At 51.6% G+C, this 16,422-nt stretch carries 19 protein-coding genes, 1 tRNA gene and 1 pseudogene; 12 read left to right on the top strand and 9 right to left on the bottom strand.

Annotation, left to right across the window (positions count from 1 at the left end; genetic code table 11):
• Positions 1 to 60 precede the first annotated feature (60 nt).
• From Q4544_RS11650 to Q4544_RS11665, 4 genes are read left to right on the top strand one after another with little or no spacing between them, the layout of a single operon-like run.
• Entirely contained in the window at positions 61 to 807 is a 747-nt protein-coding gene (locus Q4544_RS11650; protein WP_303506470.1) for an N-formylglutamate amidohydrolase, read from the top strand.
• A gap of 9 nt (positions 808 to 816) precedes the next feature.
• Positions 817 to 1,161 carry a 5-carboxymethyl-2-hydroxymuconate Delta-isomerase gene (locus Q4544_RS11655; protein WP_303506472.1) on the top strand — a complete coding sequence of 115 codons (345 nt, stop codon included), beginning with the start codon at positions 817 to 819 and terminating at the stop codon, positions 1,159 to 1,161.
• 14 nt (positions 1,162 to 1,175) lie between these two features.
• Positions 1,176 to 1,490 (top strand): DUF1244 domain-containing protein, encoded by a 315-nt coding sequence (locus Q4544_RS11660; protein WP_303506474.1) that lies wholly within the window; start codon positions 1,176 to 1,178, stop codon positions 1,488 to 1,490.
• Between the two features lie 3 nt (positions 1,491 to 1,493).
• Positions 1,494 to 2,480 carry an aldose epimerase family protein gene (locus Q4544_RS11665; protein WP_303506476.1) on the top strand — a complete coding sequence of 329 codons (987 nt, stop codon included), beginning with the start codon at positions 1,494 to 1,496 and terminating at the stop codon, positions 2,478 to 2,480.
• A 48-nt stretch (positions 2,481 to 2,528) separates the two neighbouring features.
• Here the strand turns inward: Q4544_RS11665 and Q4544_RS11670 are convergent, their stop codons facing one another.
• The 3 genes from Q4544_RS11670 to dgcN all read right to left on the bottom strand — a co-directional run bounded on the left by Q4544_RS11670 (position 2,529) and on the right by dgcN (position 5,450).
• A complete protein-coding gene (locus Q4544_RS11670) occupies positions 2,529 to 3,392 on the bottom strand; it encodes a D-amino-acid transaminase (RefSeq protein WP_303506478.1) in 864 nt (287 codons plus the stop codon).
• A 10-nt stretch (positions 3,393 to 3,402) separates the two neighbouring features.
• Positions 3,403 to 4,368 (bottom strand): N-acetyl-D-Glu racemase DgcA, encoded by a 966-nt coding sequence (gene dgcA, locus Q4544_RS11675; RefSeq protein ID WP_303506480.1) that lies wholly within the window; start codon positions 4,366 to 4,368, stop codon positions 3,403 to 3,405.
• Between the two features lie 80 nt (positions 4,369 to 4,448).
• A complete protein-coding gene (gene dgcN, locus Q4544_RS11680) occupies positions 4,449 to 5,450 on the bottom strand; it encodes an N-acetyltransferase DgcN (RefSeq protein WP_303506481.1) in 1,002 nt (333 codons plus the stop codon).
• A 303-nt stretch (positions 5,451 to 5,753) separates the two neighbouring features.
• Here dgcN and Q4544_RS11685 point away from each other — a divergent pair, with 303 nt between their 5' ends.
• Positions 5,754 to 6,716: an L-malyl-CoA/beta-methylmalyl-CoA lyase gene (locus tag Q4544_RS11685; protein WP_303506483.1), complete on the top strand. Its 963-nt coding sequence runs from the start codon at positions 5,754 to 5,756 to the stop codon at positions 6,714 to 6,716.
• Between the two features lie 40 nt (positions 6,717 to 6,756).
• On the opposite strand, the gene Q4544_RS11690 is transcribed toward Q4544_RS11685, so the two are convergent.
• Positions 6,757 to 7,209, bottom strand: a complete 453-nt coding sequence (locus Q4544_RS11690) for an Lrp/AsnC family transcriptional regulator (RefSeq protein ID WP_303506485.1) — start codon at positions 7,207 to 7,209, stop codon at positions 6,757 to 6,759.
• A gap of 72 nt (positions 7,210 to 7,281) precedes the next feature.
• Between Q4544_RS11690 and Q4544_RS11695 the strand changes: the two genes are divergently transcribed.
• Together Q4544_RS11695 and Q4544_RS11700 are read left to right on the top strand one after the other, a co-directional pair.
• The gene (locus Q4544_RS11695) at positions 7,282 to 7,875 is read left to right on the top strand and encodes a LysE family translocator (protein WP_303506487.1); all 594 of its coding nucleotides are present in this window, start codon (positions 7,282 to 7,284) and stop codon (positions 7,873 to 7,875) included.
• Positions 7,876 to 7,967: 92 nt separating this feature from the next.
• The gene (locus Q4544_RS11700; RefSeq protein ID WP_303506489.1) at positions 7,968 to 8,930 is read left to right on the top strand and encodes an acetyl-CoA carboxylase carboxyltransferase subunit alpha; all 963 of its coding nucleotides are present in this window, start codon (positions 7,968 to 7,970) and stop codon (positions 8,928 to 8,930) included.
• Between the two features lie 12 nt (positions 8,931 to 8,942).
• Here Q4544_RS11700 and Q4544_RS11705 read toward each other — a convergent pair whose 3' ends face one another.
• Both Q4544_RS11705 and Q4544_RS11710 read right to left on the bottom strand, forming a co-directional pair.
• The gene (locus tag Q4544_RS11705; RefSeq protein ID WP_303506491.1) at positions 8,943 to 9,593 is read right to left on the bottom strand and encodes a GntR family transcriptional regulator; all 651 of its coding nucleotides are present in this window, start codon (positions 9,591 to 9,593) and stop codon (positions 8,943 to 8,945) included.
• Between the two features lie 47 nt (positions 9,594 to 9,640).
• Positions 9,641 to 10,333: a M48 family metallopeptidase gene (locus Q4544_RS11710; protein WP_303506493.1), complete on the bottom strand. Its 693-nt coding sequence runs from the start codon at positions 10,331 to 10,333 to the stop codon at positions 9,641 to 9,643.
• A 106-nt stretch (positions 10,334 to 10,439) separates the two neighbouring features.
• Between Q4544_RS11710 and Q4544_RS11715 the strand changes: the two genes are divergently transcribed.
• The 4 genes and pseudogenes from Q4544_RS11715 to Q4544_RS11730 all read left to right on the top strand — a co-directional run bounded on the left by Q4544_RS11715 (position 10,440) and on the right by Q4544_RS11730 (position 12,471).
• On the top strand, positions 10,440 to 10,763 hold the full coding sequence (locus tag Q4544_RS11715) for a TIGR02300 family protein (protein WP_303506496.1): 324 nt from the start codon (positions 10,440 to 10,442) through the stop codon (positions 10,761 to 10,763).
• 84 nt (positions 10,764 to 10,847) lie between these two features.
• A tRNA-Ala gene (locus tag Q4544_RS11720) sits at positions 10,848 to 10,923 on the top strand.
• A gap of 463 nt (positions 10,924 to 11,386) precedes the next feature.
• A pseudogene (locus Q4544_RS11725) lies at positions 11,387 to 11,782 on the top strand (OB-fold nucleic acid binding domain-containing protein); the annotation flags it as partial.
• 146 nt (positions 11,783 to 11,928) lie between these two features.
• Positions 11,929 to 12,471, top strand: coding sequence for a DUF805 domain-containing protein (locus Q4544_RS11730; RefSeq protein WP_303506497.1), 543 nt, complete (start codon positions 11,929 to 11,931; stop codon positions 12,469 to 12,471).
• Between the two features lie 37 nt (positions 12,472 to 12,508).
• Here the strand turns inward: Q4544_RS11730 and Q4544_RS11735 are convergent, their stop codons facing one another.
• From Q4544_RS11735 to Q4544_RS11745, 3 genes are all read right to left on the bottom strand, one after another.
• Positions 12,509 to 13,879: a glutamate--cysteine ligase gene (locus tag Q4544_RS11735; protein WP_303506499.1), complete on the bottom strand. Its 1,371-nt coding sequence runs from the start codon at positions 13,877 to 13,879 to the stop codon at positions 12,509 to 12,511.
• A gap of 64 nt (positions 13,880 to 13,943) precedes the next feature.
• A complete protein-coding gene (locus Q4544_RS11740) occupies positions 13,944 to 14,453 on the bottom strand; it encodes a hypothetical protein (RefSeq protein ID WP_303506501.1) in 510 nt (169 codons plus the stop codon).
• Positions 14,454 to 14,665: 212 nt separating this feature from the next.
• Positions 14,666 to 15,391 carry a 16S rRNA (uracil(1498)-N(3))-methyltransferase gene (locus Q4544_RS11745; RefSeq protein WP_303506503.1) on the bottom strand — a complete coding sequence of 242 codons (726 nt, stop codon included), beginning with the start codon at positions 15,389 to 15,391 and terminating at the stop codon, positions 14,666 to 14,668.
• 12 nt (positions 15,392 to 15,403) lie between these two features.
• Here Q4544_RS11745 and ubiA point away from each other — a divergent pair, with 12 nt between their 5' ends.
• Positions 15,404 to 16,369, top strand: a complete 966-nt coding sequence (ubiA, locus tag Q4544_RS11750) for a 4-hydroxybenzoate octaprenyltransferase (RefSeq protein ID WP_303506505.1) — start codon at positions 15,404 to 15,406, stop codon at positions 16,367 to 16,369.
• Positions 16,370 to 16,422: the final 53 nt, after the last annotated feature.

Here is a 16,422-nt window from a genome sequence, read left to right on the forward strand (position 1 = left end):
TGCGCAATTCCCTTTTCTGTGCCGTTCGCCTAAGTGGTATGAGAAGAAAGCGACAGGCACATGACACACCAACCTTACCATATTTTCGGAGAGGATCGGCCAGGGCGTTGGCTGATCACAGTAGACCACGCGCGAAACATCGTTCCGGATGAAATCAATAACGGTTCTCTGGGGCTCGCGGAAACTGACATGCAGCGACACATTGCCTACGATATTGGCGCGCTTGGCGTGTCACTCCGCCTTGGTGAACTGTTGAACGCGCCGGTCGTTGCATCAAACTTTTCTCGATTGGTGATCGACCCGAACCGCGGCCCAAATGACCCGACACTTGTTATGCGCCTATATGACGGCACATTGATTCCAGCGAACGCTGAGATTGATCATGACGAAGAACAACGTCGGTTGGAAACCTATTATGCGCCCTATCATGCAGCGCTTGAGGACATGGTTTCAAAACGTGATGATCCTGTCATTGTCGCAATGCATAGCTTTTCTCCACGCTTGAACGGCCGTGCGCCGCGCCCCTGGGAAATTGCCATTCTGCATGCTGCACACGACCTTCGCGCGCTTGGCCCTCATGTGATAGACCGACTGCGGGAAGAGACTGATCTAACCGTGGGCGACAATGAACCCTATGCTGGCCATCTTCCCGGCGACGCTGTGGATCGCTTAGCGCTTCAGAAGAACCACTTGAACACTTTGATCGAATTACGTCAGGATTTGATCGGTACAGAAGCAGAGCAAAATGCTTGGGCGGAACGATTGGCACCAGTTCTAAAAGATGCCTTAGAGCGCAGCACATATTAAGGATGACACATGCCACACGTAATACTTGAATATTCAACGGAACTTGCCGACGACTACGATCTTGCCGAAATCGCTCAGGAACTATTTGATGTCACACTGGCCAGCGGTGTTTTCGGCGCGGGCAAAGACATCAAAACCCGGACGATCGCTTGCGAAAATGTAATTATGGGGGCCCGCCCTGAAACGTTTGCGCATTTAACCTTGCGCCTTCTTGCAGGGCGGCCTGTCGAAGTACGTTCGACGCTCGCAAAAGATTTGCTGGCAATTCTTGAAAAACACATGCCCGACGTTGGATCAATCAGTGTCATCCCTGTTGAACTGGACCCAGAGGTCTATGTGAAACGCGTGCTTTAAGTAAAGGAAACCTAATGGACGACCAAACCAAACTAGAACTTGAAGCTGCAGCCTTTCGCACGTTGCGTGACCATTTGATGGAAAAACGCACAGATGTGCAGAACATTGACATGATGAACCTCGCTGGATTTTGCCGTAATTGCCTAAGCCGTTGGTACCAAGAGGCCGCAAATGAGCGCGGCATTGAGATGTCAAAAGATGAAGCACGCGAGAGCTTTTATGGGATGACGATGGCGGAGTGGAAAGCCAACTACCAAACAGATGCGACAGCCAGCCAGCAAGATGCGTTTAAAACGGCATTTAAAGAAAACGTAGAAAATAAAGAGTAAACCATGCCGATTACCGAAACCGTCACCCTGAGCGATGGCCGCGAGGCACACCAAGTAACGCTGCAATCTCAAGGGATGATAGTGAAAGTAGTAACATTAGGCGCGGCTCTACAAGATATACGCATGCGCGGGCATAATGCTCCCTTGATCCTAGGGTTCGCCGATGTCGCCTCTTATGCCGACAACAAACCCTGCATGGGAGCCATCGCTGGCCGCTTTGCCAATCGTATTGGCAATGCCGCATTTACTATTGATGGAAACACCTATCAGCTTGATAAAAATTGGCTCGGGAAACACACATTGCATGGTGGCAGTGATGGGCTTCAATATTGGAATTGGAACATTGCCGAGATAACGGATGACAGCGTTACAATGGACGTCACTCTGCCTGATGGACACATGGGCTTCCCCGGAAACCTAACGGCACGTTGCACCTATACTATCCTGCCCAACAACGCCGTTGATGTGATGCTGACCGCGACTACAGATGCACCAACTGTATGCGGCCTAGCCTCGCACTGCTATTTTAACTTGGACGGTCACGATACCATTGACCACCATAAACTGCGGATAGCTTGCACGCAGGCACTTGAATACGATGAAGATCATATTCCGACTGGGAACGTTGTTGATGTTACGGGAACTGCGCGGGATTTTAGCCAACCTCGTGGAATCTCTGATGGTCTCTTGGATAGCAATTTTTGCCTATCCTCGACCGTCGAGCCACTTCGCGACGTGGCCACGGTCATCACGCTGAATTCGGAACGCAGCTTGACCATCGCGACCAATCAACCAGGCTTGCAAGTTTACAATGCGCCTGAGTTCTCAAGCCCCTATCGCGGATTGGACGGTCGGCAATATGGTGACTATGCCGGCTTAGCAATAGAGCCGCAGAATTGGCCAAACGCACCTAGGGACGCACAATTCCCAAAAGCAGTCTTACGACCCGGCGAAACCTACGTGAACCATAGCCAGTTCAAATTCTCATAAAAAAAGGCGGGGTCAAAGCCCCGCCTTTTTCGATTAAACCTGCTGTATTTAGATCGCTTTTTTGCGCGCTTCATCCAGATAGATTTCACGCAAACGCTTTGCGATCGGGCCCGGTGTGCCATCGCCTAACTGAACACCATCAATCTCGATCACCGGCATAACAAATGCAGACGCAGAGGTTGTGAAGGCTTCATCCGCTTCTTTGGCTTCGTCGATGGTGAACAAACGCTCTTCAACTTCCATCTGAGCTTCTTCTGCCAACCGCATAACAGCTGCACGCGTAATGCCGTGCAGAATGTCAGTCGACAATGGGCGCGTTACGATTTTGCCGTTCGTCACAAAGTAAGCGTTGTTGCTTGTACCTTCGGTTACATGACCATCTTCGATAAGCCATGCGTCATCAGCACCGGCAGCTTTTGCCATCATCTTACCCATCGAAGGGTAGAGGAGCTGAACAGTCTTAATATCACGACGGCCCCAACGAATATCGTCGATAGAAATAATCTTTGCACCTTTGCGAGCCGCTGGGCTGTCAGCAAGGTTTGGCTTGTTCTGAGTAAACAAAACAATCGTCGGCTTGGTTGTTTCAGGATCAGGGAACACAAAATCGCGGTCGCCGTTGGAACCACGAGAAACTTGCAAGTACACAAGACCTTCGTTGATGTCGTTCAGCTCAACAAGCTTACGATGGATTGCCAACAGCTCTTCTTTTGAGCAAGCAGGCTGCATATCAAGTTCATTCAAAGAACGCTCAAGACGCACAGCATGGCCTTCAAAATCGATAAGTTTGCCATCTAAAACAGAGGTGACTTCGTAAACGGCGTCGCCCATCAGAAAGCCGCGATCAAAAATTGAAACCTTTGCTTCGGTTTCCGGCAGGTACTCGCCATTCACATAAACAGTACGGGTCATCTCTCTCTCCTTAGCCCCAAAGCGCCGCGCGTGGCGGATGCACTCCAGAATTGTCAAATGTCAAAGCGTCCTTGCGGTCTTCGGCCAAGAGAAGCGGCCCGTCAAGGTCGGTTACGCTAACCCCCTGCGCCACTAGCACTGCTGGCGCCATCGCCAGTGAGCTGCCAACCATGCATCCGACCATCACATCAAAGCCCATTTCAAAGGCTTTTTTACGCAATTCCAACGCCTCTGTTAGACCACCAGTTTTGTCTAACTTGATATTGATTACGTCATACTTGCCCTTGAGTTTCTCCAAACCGTTACGATCATGGCAGCTTTCGTCAGCGCATACAGGCACCGGGCGTTCCATTCCAAGCAATGCATCATCCTCGCCTGCCGGGAGAGGTTGCTCGACCAAAGTCACGCCTAAGCGAACCAAATGCGGTGCGAGATCCGTATATACCTCTGCAGACCAGCCCTCATTTGCATCAACGATAATCGTTGCATTCGGAGCACCTGTACGCACGGCTTCTAGGCGAGCGATGTCATCTGGCGTACCAAGTTTGATCTTCAGCAGTGGCCGATTTGCATTTTCCGCTGCCTGTTTTTGCATGTTCTCAGGCGTATCAAGTGACAAAGTATACGCCGTGATCTCTGGATGCGGTTCTGGCAGCCCGGCAAGCTCCCATACCGGCTTACCGGCGTTTTTCGCTTCCCAGTCCCATAGGGCGCAATCAACCGCATTTCTTGCAGCACCAGCAGGCAACAGGGATTGTAATTCTAACCGGGTGAACTCTGAAGGCAGGCTCTCGATCTCAGCAGTCACGCTATCCAAGGTTTCGTTATATCGTGCATAGGGTACGCATTCGCCCCAGCCCGTTACCCCGTTCCTTTCAACCTTAACAGTCAGCACCTGTGCTTCTGTCCGTGACCCGCGCGAGATCGTAAAGACCTGCGCGAGTCGAAACACGTCTCGAGTTACGGTGATTTTCAAAGCGCTACTCCCGCTTAGTTTTTCTTCATTGAGCACTCAGCGGCGATAATTTCAGTCCGCGCGCGTTGAAATCCGTTAGATCAGATCGCGTCTAGAGCGTCTACCAAACGCCCTGCACCATGGCGGTATGGGTCAACGGTTGGCAATCCAGTTTGGTTTTCAACATCTGCCAAGTAGCTGACCGCCTCATCTTCGCTGAGGTGTTGCGTGTTGACGGAAATGCCGACAACTTGAACATCTGGGTTAGCAACACGCGCCAGCGTCAAAGCTGTTTCCTTTAGCTGCTCCAATGTTGGTAGGTCGAACCCAGGCAAACCGCGCATATGCTCACGTGTTGGCTCGTGACAAAGGATCAATGCATCAGGCTGACCACCATGCACTAGTGCAAGTGTGACACCGGAATATGACACATGGAACAAAGAGCCCTGCCCTTCGATTAGGTCCCAATGATCTTCATCGTTGCTTGGTGTCAAATACTCGACTGCGCCGGCCATAAAATCTGCAATGACTGCATCCAGTGGAACACCCTGCCCCGTGATCAAAATGCCGGTTTGGCCTGTTGCACGAAATGTCGATTTCATTCCGCGCTTTTGCATTTCAGCATCCATCGCCAAAGCAGTGTACATTTTACCGACGGAGCAATCAGTTCCAACAGCAAGGCAGCGTTTGCCAGTCCGCTTTACCCCATTTGCAATCGGGTAAGCGACGGTTGGCACACGCACATCGTGCAACGTCCGGCCATGCATTTGAGCTGCAGCAACCAGTTCGCCTTCGTCTCTCAGCAGATTATGCAAGCCAGACGCAATATCATAGCCAAGCTCAAGCGCTTTCACGAGAAGCTCTTTCCACTCAGCAGAGATCACGCCACCACGGTTCGCAACGCCAATCACCAGCGTTTTCGCACCAGCATCAAGGCCTTCTTGCAAAGACATTTCGGTTAACTTCAAGTCTGCACCACAGCCTGGCAAACTAATCTGGCCAATCGCGTTTTCAGGGCGCCAGTCGCGGATACCAATTGCCACTTTTGCGGCTAACATGTCAGGGGCATCACCCAAAAACAGCAGATACGGTGTTTCGATCATCTCGTTGCTCCCAGCAAATTCTAATTCACGCAGAGACTCGTGCAAATCCGCAGGGATTTTCTTTCAAATCAACCAAGAGTGAATATTATTTTCGAAGTTTCTTCGAAAAAACTCATCATTGTCAGGATAATATTTCAACCATATCGCAACAAACAGGCCCTTTCTTGCGCGCGCAAAAGGCCAAGAACCGCTGCAACGCAGCGTAATTACGCCGCAAACGCAAAATGACTATTGCGAACATCTGCGTAATTTAATAACTCAAACAAAGAGAAAATAGAAATTTCCTTACTTGGAGAAATCCAGATGAGCTTCCGTATCCAGCCCGCTGCACCTGCCCGCCCAAACCGATGCCAACTGTTTGGCCCTGGTTCACGCCCGGCCATTTTCGAAAAAATGGCGGCATCCAAAGCAGATGTTATCAATCTAGATCTCGAAGATTCCGTTGCGCCGTCTGACAAAGACTCCGCACGTGTAAATATCATCGAAGCATTGAACACCGTCGACTGGGGCGACAAATACATGTCTGTCCGCATCAACGGGCTAGACACCCCTTATTGGTATCGCGATGTCGTCGACCTACTAGAGCAGGCCAGCGACCGTCTTGATCAAATCATGATCCCCAAAGTGGGCTGTGCCGAAGACGTTTACGCCGTGGACGCATTGGTCACTGCGATCGAAGCTGCAAAGGGTCGCAAAAAAAAGATTTCTTTTGAAGTTATCATCGAATCTGCGGCCGGTATCGCCCATGCCGAAGAAATCGCGGCATCTTCTCCGCGTATGCAAGCTATGAGCCTTGGAGCTGCTGACTTTGCAGCGTCTATGGGGATGCAGACGACAGGGATCGGCGGCACTCAAGAAAACTACTACATGCTGCGTGAAGGTGAAAAGTTCTGGTCCGACCCTTGGCATTGGGCGCAAGCCAAAATCGTCGCTGCTTGCCGCACCCACGGGGTATTGCCTGTAGACGGCCCGTTTGGCGATTTTTCTGACGACGAAGGTTACATCGCACAAGCCGCGCGCTCCGCTACTCTGGGTATGGTCGGCAAATGGGCGATCCATCCTAAGCAAATCGGATTGGCGAACAAAGTCTTTACACCTTCGGCGGAAGCTCTTGCTGAAGCACGCGAAATCCTTGCTGCAATGGAAGACGCGAAAGCAAAAGGCGAAGGGGCTACTGTCTACAAAGGCCGCTTGGTTGATATTGCATCCATCAAACAGGCTGAGGTCATCGTCTCGCAAGCTGAACTGATTGCATCTAATCAATGATTTGAGGCCGGGTGCCGCTGGTGCCCGGCTCACATAAGGCCTAGGCCCGCTCGTCCTTAGGCGAACCCATTACGACGTATGACGTAATTGAATGGACTTGCGGCAAAGTTCCCAAAACATCTGTGTGAAACGACTTGTAGGATTTCAAATCCGCAGCTTCGACACGTAATAAATACTCCACCGCCCCGGTAATATTGTGACATTCAACCACTTCAGGCGACTCCGTTATTGCGCGTTCGAATGCCTCTTGTGCAGCTTTCGTGTGCTGGTTCAGCCCAACTGTCACATAAGCCACAAATCCTATCCCTTGAATGGATCGGTCTAATACCGCGCGATACCCTTTGATCGCTCCATTACGCTCAAGCTCTTGCACACGACGAAGGCAGGCTGATGGAGACAGTCCGACTTTCTCAGCGAGGTCGAGATTGCTAATCCGCCCATCGGCCAAAAGACATCGCAATATTCGGTCATTAATCGGGTCATTCTTAATCATAAGTTGTGTGTTTCCTTCCAGAGAACACTAAAACGCAATTCAATGCCGTGCAAATTTATATATCCTTGTGCCATGTCTTACGAAATTCTTCTGGCCCTCATCGCATTCGCTTTTGTTAGCAGCATCACACCGGGCCCAAATAACATGATGCTTTTGGCATCAGGCGCCAACTTTGGCTTTGGCCGCACAATTCCGCATATGTTGGGAATTGGAATCGGCTTTACAGTTATGGTTGCTCTGGTTGGTTTAGGCCTAATGCAGGTCTTTGACCTTTGGCCGATCAGCTATTCCATTCTGAAAATCATCAGCACAGCTTACCTGCTTTGGCTTGCGTGGAAGATTGCCAATGCCGCTAGCCCACAGGACACTAAGGCTGGTTCGACCCCCATGACATTTATACAAGCCGCCCTCTTTCAGTGGGTCAATCCAAAGGCTTGGACAATGGCCCTAACGGCCATCACGCTGTACGCCCCTAGCCGTGAAGTCCTTTCCGTACTGATCGTTGCGGGCATTTTTGGCGTTGTGAACCTACCTTCAGTCAGTGTCTGGACGGCTCTTGGCCAACAAATGCGTATTATCCTAAGCAATCGCCGCCGACTGCTGACTTTCAATTGGACCATGGCCGCTTTGCTCGTTTTGTCGCTATTGCCCAGCCTTTTGCCATGACGCATTGCTCTAGCGTGCGACTTTAAAGGCCTAGTTGCATTTCTCTTTTTCCAAGGCCATATACCGAAATGCAGTTATGCCCGGAGTGATACATGACCAACTACCTCGATTTTGAAAAACCATTGGCCGAGATTGAAGGCAAAGCCGAAGAATTACGGTCTATGGCCCGGCAAAATGAGGAAATGGATGTCGCCGACGAGGCCGCAGCCCTTGACCGTAAGGCGGGCGAATTGCTCGAGGAGCTGTATGAAAACTTGACACCTTGGCGCAAATGCCAAGTCGCGCGGCACCCAGATCGTCCGCATTGTCAGGATTATATTGAAGCCTTGTTTACAGAATTTACGCCACTCGCAGGTGACCGTAACTTTGCTGACGATCATGCTGTGATGGGTGGCTTGGCTCGTTTTAATGACCAACCGGTTGTCGTCATCGGCCAAGAAAAAGGCAATAACACCAAATCACGCATTGAGCGTAATTTCGGCATGGCTCGTCCTGAAGGCTACCGCAAAGCAATTCGCTTGATGGAAATGGCGGATAAGTTCAACCTGCCAATTATCACACTGGTCGACACCCCAGGTGCCTACCCCGGAAAGGGCGCTGAAGAGCGCGGCCAATCCGAAGCGATTGCCCGCAGCACTGAGAAATGCCTGCAAGTCGGCGTTCCTGTGATTTCTGTGATCATTGGCGAGGGCGGCTCAGGTGGCGCAGTTGCATTGGCGACTGCAAATAAGCTCGCGATGCTAGAGCATTCCGTTTACTCAGTGATCACGCCAGAAGGCTGTGCCTCCATCCTATGGAAGAACTCCGACAAAATGCGCGAAGCGGCTGAAGCCCTGCGCCTGACGGCTGCAGACCTGCTGCAGCTTGGCGTCGTAGATCGCAGCATTCGTGAGCCGAAAGGTGGCGCTCATCGTGGTGCTGAAGATGCCATTAAAGCTGTTGGAAGTGCTATCTCTGAGATGCTGAAAGACGTCGAAGGTATGGATCGCCAACAGGTAATCAATGCGCGTCGTCAAAAGTTCATGAGCATGGGCAGCAAGGGTTTGGCTGCTTAAGCCAAATCACTTTTATGTCGTTAAGTGACGCAGGCCTTGCGTCACATCCGAACGCACAGCCAGTCGCAATCCGGGCTCGTCTCCAGCTTTTAAAGCTGCCAGAATTAAGCGGTGGAATTGCGGCGGCTCATTCTTTCGCATTTTGCCATATAAAGCGCGCATCGTAGGTCCAAGCTGCAGCCAAACGGTCTCTGCCATTGCGAGCATTGCTGGTGCTTGAGCACGAAGATATAGAGTGCGGTGAAACTCAAGGTTTGCACGGATGTACCCAACAGCATCCCGGCGGGTGACTGCATCAGCCACGGTGTTGTTTATGAGCTGCAAACGATCAATCAGAGCCATATGCGCCCGTGGCAAGGCTCGGCTCGATAGCTCGACCTCAATCAATGCTCTTAACGACGCCAGCTCTTCGATTCGATCATTGCTTAATTCCGGCGTAGAAACCCGGCCAGACGACGACATTGTCAAAGCGCCTTCTGCAACCAATCGCCGAACTGACTCCCTTGCAGGCGTCATAGACACCTCATACTCAGCACCAATGCCGCGTAAAGTTAAAGCGAGACCCGGAGGGATTTCGCCATGCATAATCCTAGCACGCAAACCGCGATAAACACGGTCATGGGCCGAGGTCGCCTGATCAGAGATACGTGATTGAGTAAGCATAGGCCAAATGTGATCACATATGAGGCCAAGGTCAATCGGGAAAAGGCTTAGCCGTCAAATCGGTACCGATGAAGTTTTTCGCCATGGTCTTTTAGCCATCTGCGTTCGTCTTTGTGTGGCCCATAAATCCGTTCGACCACGTCCCAAAAAGCTTGCGAGTGATTCATTTGCGCCAGATGGGCGACTTCGTGAGCTGCAACATAGCTCAAGACCTCAGAAGGCCCCAAAATAAGACGCCACGAAAACATAAGCGCGCCAGCCGAATTACACGATCCCCAACGCGACCGCGTATCCCGCAGAGTTATCTTGCTATATGGCCGTCCAAGAGCCGCTGCATAGCCATCCACTGCCGCTATCAAGCGGCGCCGAGCCTCTTCCTTTAGAAACCCCTGCAAGCGAGCCCCAACGCGCTCATCAGGCCCGGGAACAGCCACCTGCCCCTCTTGTAGGCGTACATTGCGCCCCTGCCCCGCAACCACCTCGATTAAATCACCTTGAAATGGCAGCTCTGTGCCAAGCTGAACGTCGATCTGCTCCGGTCGGTCCGCCAAATGCCCACGCACCCAATCCAGTTTACTCTCTGCAAATGCCAGCGCTTCGCGCTCAGAGGTTTTTGCTGGAATTGTAAGCGTCACGCGCCCATCCAATCGAGACACACGCAGGCTGATCCGACGCGCCCGAGCGCTCCGGCGCAAAACCACGGTTATTGGAGGCTCACCAGAGAGAATATGTTGTGTCATGTCCGCTCTCTTGTCACCTTATGCGTGATACCCTTTGACTTGCCTCATCACTTATGGCAGTTGGCCCAGACTGTCGATAAGACTCATGTGATTTAGGGGAATTCCCATGCCCAAAGAAGAATGGGGCGTTAAGCGCCTATGCCCGACAACGGGCAAACGTTTCTACGATCTGAACAAAGATCCTATTGTTAGCCCTTACACGGGCGAAGTCGTCGAAATGGAAGCCTCCAAAGGCCGGATGATCGCCGCGGACAATGCGGACGCTGCGACACTAAAAGCCAAAGCTGCGACCGCTGACGATTCAGAAGCGCTCGTCGATGACGAAGACGTTGATCTGGAGCTGGAAGACGATGTTCTAGACGAAGACGACGATGAAAACGTCCCGCTGGAAGAAATCGCTGACATGCCTGCGGAAAGCGACGAAGAATAAATTATTTGGGCGGGATTTTTAACTTGATCCCGCCTAATGATCCGCCTAATTAAACGACCACAAGCTTAAGTGCTTGTACCTTTTGGGGCCTTAGCTCAGCTGGGAGAGCGCTTCGCTGGCAGTGAAGAGGTCAGGGGTTCGATCCCCCTAGGCTCCACCAATTTCCTCTTTTGTAAATGATCACATAGTTCTGCCTTTTTGGTCACAGATATTGCCTCTAGCTGCAATTTGGTGGTTTCCAGAAAGCGAAGTCATTCTTCGAGCCTTGCACCGCTCCAATGTCAGATGTGCCGATCGGGATTTCACAACTAACGCCAATAGCTTTTAGTCAGATAGGAAGCGTTAAATTTAAGTAACTTGGCGAACCTCTTTGGTTGAATGAAATCCATTGAGCCCCTGTTCGTCGGCCGCTAATTTTCGAACCAATGAATTTCGCCCGGAACCGCATTGAATCCGATTTCTCACGATGAGAGTGTGCGTAAGTTGATCGCGCAAAAAATTTTAGGGATTTTCGATTGTTACAGCATGAAGTCCACGACTTCATAGAGAATGGGCTAACCCGCAAATTCTTGATTCTTTAGTGCAACGTTGCATGGAAGACGGCGGTAAAAACGCAATGACGTTTGGGGCAGCACACCGTTTGCGGCCTCGTCATTACGCGCCAGCGCCCCGGGACTGCGGGGGGAATTATCTTTTTGACATTGGAGGATGAGACCGGCGTCAGCAATGTTATTGTCTGACCTAATATCTACGAACGGTTTCGCCGCATTGTTATGGGCGGACGGTTACTAAAGATCAGGGGACACCTGCAGCGTGAAGGCGTGATTGCGCATTTAATCGCCCAAGACGTCACGGACATGTCGCATAAATTAGCCGAGCTAGGCCATCCTTTAGACACAGCCGCAGGGATCACCCAGCCCACCGCAGATGATGCGCCTCGTGGCAATCCAACGCCATCTCGGGCACGTCCCCCCCGAGAGCAAGCTAAGAGGTTGTTTCCAAGCCGAGATTTCCACTAAAGACAAGAAAAGCATCCACAAAGAAGCAGTCAAATAAGGGCTACAGTCGCATTAACTTTTTTGCCCCAGTTTCACGCAACCTTAGCCATGTCTTTGCCCGAATCTGACAGCAAATCTGCATCACTATTTTGATGGAGAATTACTTGATGACACGTGCACGACCTGTCGCACTTTCGGTCTTACGCAATTACGCGGAAACAAGCGGGCGAGCGGGACGTTCTGAGTTTTGGAATTGGACGCTCATTCAAACAGCAATCTTTGGCGGATTATACGCCCTAGGACAAATCACCCCAACAGTTGCCACAATTTCGGTCGGCAATCTGACCCTTATTTACTTTTTGATAACCCTGTCACCAACCGTCGCGCTGGCAACGCGCAGGTTACACGATTCAAATCGGTCTAGCCTATGGTTGTTGCTTGGCCTCGTTCCCGCAACCGGGCCACTTTGTTTGATGGTATTATTTGCCCTGCCATCTCAGAAAATCGACAATAAATTTGGCGAGGCTCCAACGCAAACTGCGCCAAAAGAAATCCCATCTTGGGCCACATACTATACTGAAAAAGGTGTTCTAAAAGACCACGCGATCCTACAGACCAGTCGTTTGGCACCTAAACGGCCTGAGCCGACAAAGCGCCAAAAAGAAATCACAAGCTATTATCAGACCCGCGTTCTCAAACTACAAAGCTAAAAAGAGGGCCGGTACAAACTGTATCCGGCCCAAATTCTTAATAGCTGTATTCGCCAAAAATCCGATTCAAATCACCGTTCCAATCACCGTGATAGTGATCCAACAGCTCATCCGCAGGCACCTTGCCGCTTTCAACACTTTCCATCAACGCGTTCAGGAAATGTGTCTCATCCGGGATCATGCCCCCTGCACCGGGTTTCGCGCGTGCTTTTAGGCCGGCTTCAGAAATCTTCAGAACTTCACCGGCAATCTCGTGCATGTTGATACCACCAACCTGCGCCTGCAAACCATCGACACTGGCAGCGACACGCAATGCCTCTCGGGTTTCAGCATCCCAGCCTTTGGCCAAGTCCCATGCTGCATCCAGCGAAGATTGATCATACATCAACCCAACCCAAAAGGCTGGCAAAGCACAAAGTCGACGCCAAGGACCGCCATCGGCCCCACGCATCTCCATGAACTTCTTGATCCGCGCCTCAGGGAAGGCCGTAGTCAAATGGTCCGCCCAATCAGAGAGAGTTGGCGTTTCACCGGGCAAAGCTGGCAGTTTGCCCTTTAGGAAATCACGGAAGGATTGGCCCAGCGCATCAACATATTTGCCGTCGCGATATACGAAATACATCGGTACATCCAAAGCGTAGTCAACCCAGCGCTCAAACCCCATGCCATCTTCGAAAACAAAGGGCAGCATGCCAGTACGCGCACTGTCCAAATCACGCCAAACGCGCGACCGCCAAGATTTGTGGCCGTTCGGCTTGCCATCAAAGAAGGGTGAATTCGCAAACAACGCAGTCGCCACCGGCTGCAAGGCCAGTGCGACGCGCAGCTTTTGAACCATGTCTGCCTCGGAACCGAAATCTAGATTCACCTGAACAGTACAAGTGCGGTACATCATCGATTTACCCATGGTACCAACGCGATCCATATAGTCCGTCATCAATTTGTAACGCCCCTTGGGCATCACAGGCATTTCGTCATGTGACCAAGTTGGCGCCGCACCCAGACCAATGAATTTCACACCGATCCGATCGGCAATGTCCTTCACATCTTTCAGGTGGGAATTCACTTCATCGCAGGTCTCGTGAATGGATAGCAATGGCGCGCCAGACAGTTCCAGCTGCCCGCCCGGTTCAAGGCTAACGTTGGCGCCGTCTTTCTCAAGACCAATCAGTTTGTCGCTTTCTAGAACCGGCGACCAGCCATGGCCATCACGCAAACCTTCAAGCACCGCCAAAATGGAACGTTCGCCTTCATAAGGCAACGGCTTCAGCGAGTCTTTGCAATACCCAAACTTTTCGTGCTCGGTGCCGATCCGCCATTCGTCTTTTGGCTTACAGCCATCAGCAAGATATTCAGCAAGTTGTTCGTGGCGTTCAATGGGCCCGCCGCCGGACTGAGGAATGGACATGGCTAAGCTCCGATTGTCATAGCTAAGGCTTGGGATGCTTTGGTGAAGGGAAACGAACGCAGTGTCAATGCAGCCGCTCGACAGATTTGGCCCAGATCACGACGGGGTGATCGGGCGAGGAATTAAGCGAACTTAACATATGTTCGGTGCGTATCCCCGGCAGCGCCGAAAACGCATCAAACAGTGCATCAGCCCCTTCGGCGTTCACAGGAATTGCGATGTCAGGGCTACCATTTTGCTGCAAAACCCATACCGGCGGGGTCTGTGAGGGGTCTAGCATGAGCAGTGAAAGGTCACTGATAGAGGTCACCCCACCAGAAATCGGCCCATAATAACTTATTTCGCCTTCGTCGACGGTCACAATACCGGGGCCACCCTTCCCAGAAAGAAAACGCGCCCGTTGCAGACCTGTATAGATTAGCAAACCGCCAGCCAACGTCACACAAATCCCAACCCATTTCAGAATGCCGGCCCCTGCCGCCCAATAAAGGCCAAGCAACAGAACAACACCCCCAAGAGCCGTTTCACGCCAACGCAAAATCGCAGCCTGCGCCTCTGGTCGAATAAAGCTCATGCTGGGCCTCCAGTGACCTGTCGATATTTTAGCAGCATCATTTGGAAATCGAATCCCGTTCTATCCAACCCCGGAATTAGCCGAGAGCAATCACGTAGCTGACCTGCACCAAGTCGAAGTCACCTCTTGAAGCCTGACATAAATACGCAAGAGCAGTTTTCAATCGGTAGCAACGGTTTTCTATAAATCATCACCCACACGCGCCTCGCGGATCATACCCAGTCCCCTAAACTCTGCTGCCAGATTGTCATCGCAGCGACAGCTGCCGTGTCAGCCCGCAGAATACGTGGGCCCAGCGCGACGACGTGCGTCTGAGGATGTGCGTGTAAACGCTTTCGTTCAGCGGGTGAAAACCCGCCCTCCGGCCCAATCAGGATCGCCCATTTACCGCCCTCAGCAGCGCCAAGGCGTTTTGCTGACCCGACCTCTGCTTCATCACAAAACATCAATTGCCGCTCTTCTGGCCATTCAGCCAACAGTTTGTCCAATTTCTGCAGGTTCGTCACTTCGGGCACATATGTCCCGCCACATTGTTCGGCCGCTTCTACAGCATGCGCTTGTAATCGGTCCTGCCGAATACGCTCTGAATTGGTAAACTCGGTTTGTACCGGCATGATCCGTGCAGCCCCCATTTCTGCGGCCTTTTCAACAATAAAATCGGTCCGCGCCTTTTTGATGGGGGCAAAGATCAGCCAAAGGTCTGGCGGCATTTGCAAAGGCTTCGTCTGCTCAACGCACACCAGTTCGCCTGCCCGTTTTCCAGCCTGAACCACTTCGGCACGCCATTCGCCGTCTGTTCCGTTAAATAATAGGATATGGGCGCCCACAGACAGCCTCATCACCCCAAATAGGTAATGTGCTTGATCCCGTTCCAGAGGAACCGATTGCCCTGCCCCCAGTGGGTGCTCTACATACAGTCTGACTTTTGCATCTTTCATGAGGTCCTACATATGGCCGAGACACCCGCAACGCCAGAGCCAGAAGGCCAAGTTTCCGACGCTGTTCAAGGCAATTGGGTCGATCATTGGGCCCCAGCACCGACACGCCCCTACCTGCGCCTGTCCCGCGCTGACCGCCCAATTGGGACGTGGCTGCTGTTTCTGCCTTGTGTGATGGGCCTTTTACTATCAATGCTGAACGACAATATCGTTTCGTGGCATGACGCTTGGACTCTGATCGGTTGTGGCCTTGGCGCATTCTTAATGCGTGGTGCTGGCTGCACATGGAACGACATTACCGACCGCGAATTTGACGCACAAGTCGAACGCACAAAGACACGCCCCATTCCATCAGGACAAGTCTCTGTCAAAGGCGCATATCTCTGGATGGGCACACAGGCCCTACTCGGCCTCGTTATCCTGCTCAGCTTTTATCCAAATGCGATTTACCTTGGGTTTATTGCTGTGATCCCGGTCCTAATTTACCCTTTCGCCAAACGCTTTACGTGGTGGCCACAACTGTTCTTAGGCATAGCCTTTAACTGGGGGGCGCTATTGGCATGGACCGCCCATAGCAACCAACTGCAATGGCCTGCGGTTCTGCTATACCTATCAGGCATCACCTGGACGCTTTTTTACGATACAATCTATGCCCATCAGGACAAAGAAGATGACGCATTGATTGGCGTTAAATCCACCGCCCGGCTCTTTGCGGACAATACGGCACAATGGCTTCAGGGATTCTTGGTTGCGACCGTTATCTTAATGGCCCTTGCTGTCTATAGCGTGACTAAAGACCGCAGCATTCCCTCTATGATTGTAGCACTTACGGGGCCTTGGCTGATGGGATGGCACTTGCATTGGCAATTACGCAATCTAGAAACCGAAGATCAGCAAGTTTTATTGCGTTTATTCCGCTCAAATCGGGATGCGGGCTTGATTCCCTTGCTGTTTTTCGCCGGTGCGCTTTTCATTTGATTGATCCCAAGCCAACAGTTTCGTATCAGACAAGCTACGCTGATCAGAGAAGT

Source organism: Cognatishimia sp. 1_MG-2023 (assembly GCF_030548175.1).
Lineage (GTDB): Bacteria > Pseudomonadota > Alphaproteobacteria > Rhodobacterales > Rhodobacteraceae > Cognatishimia.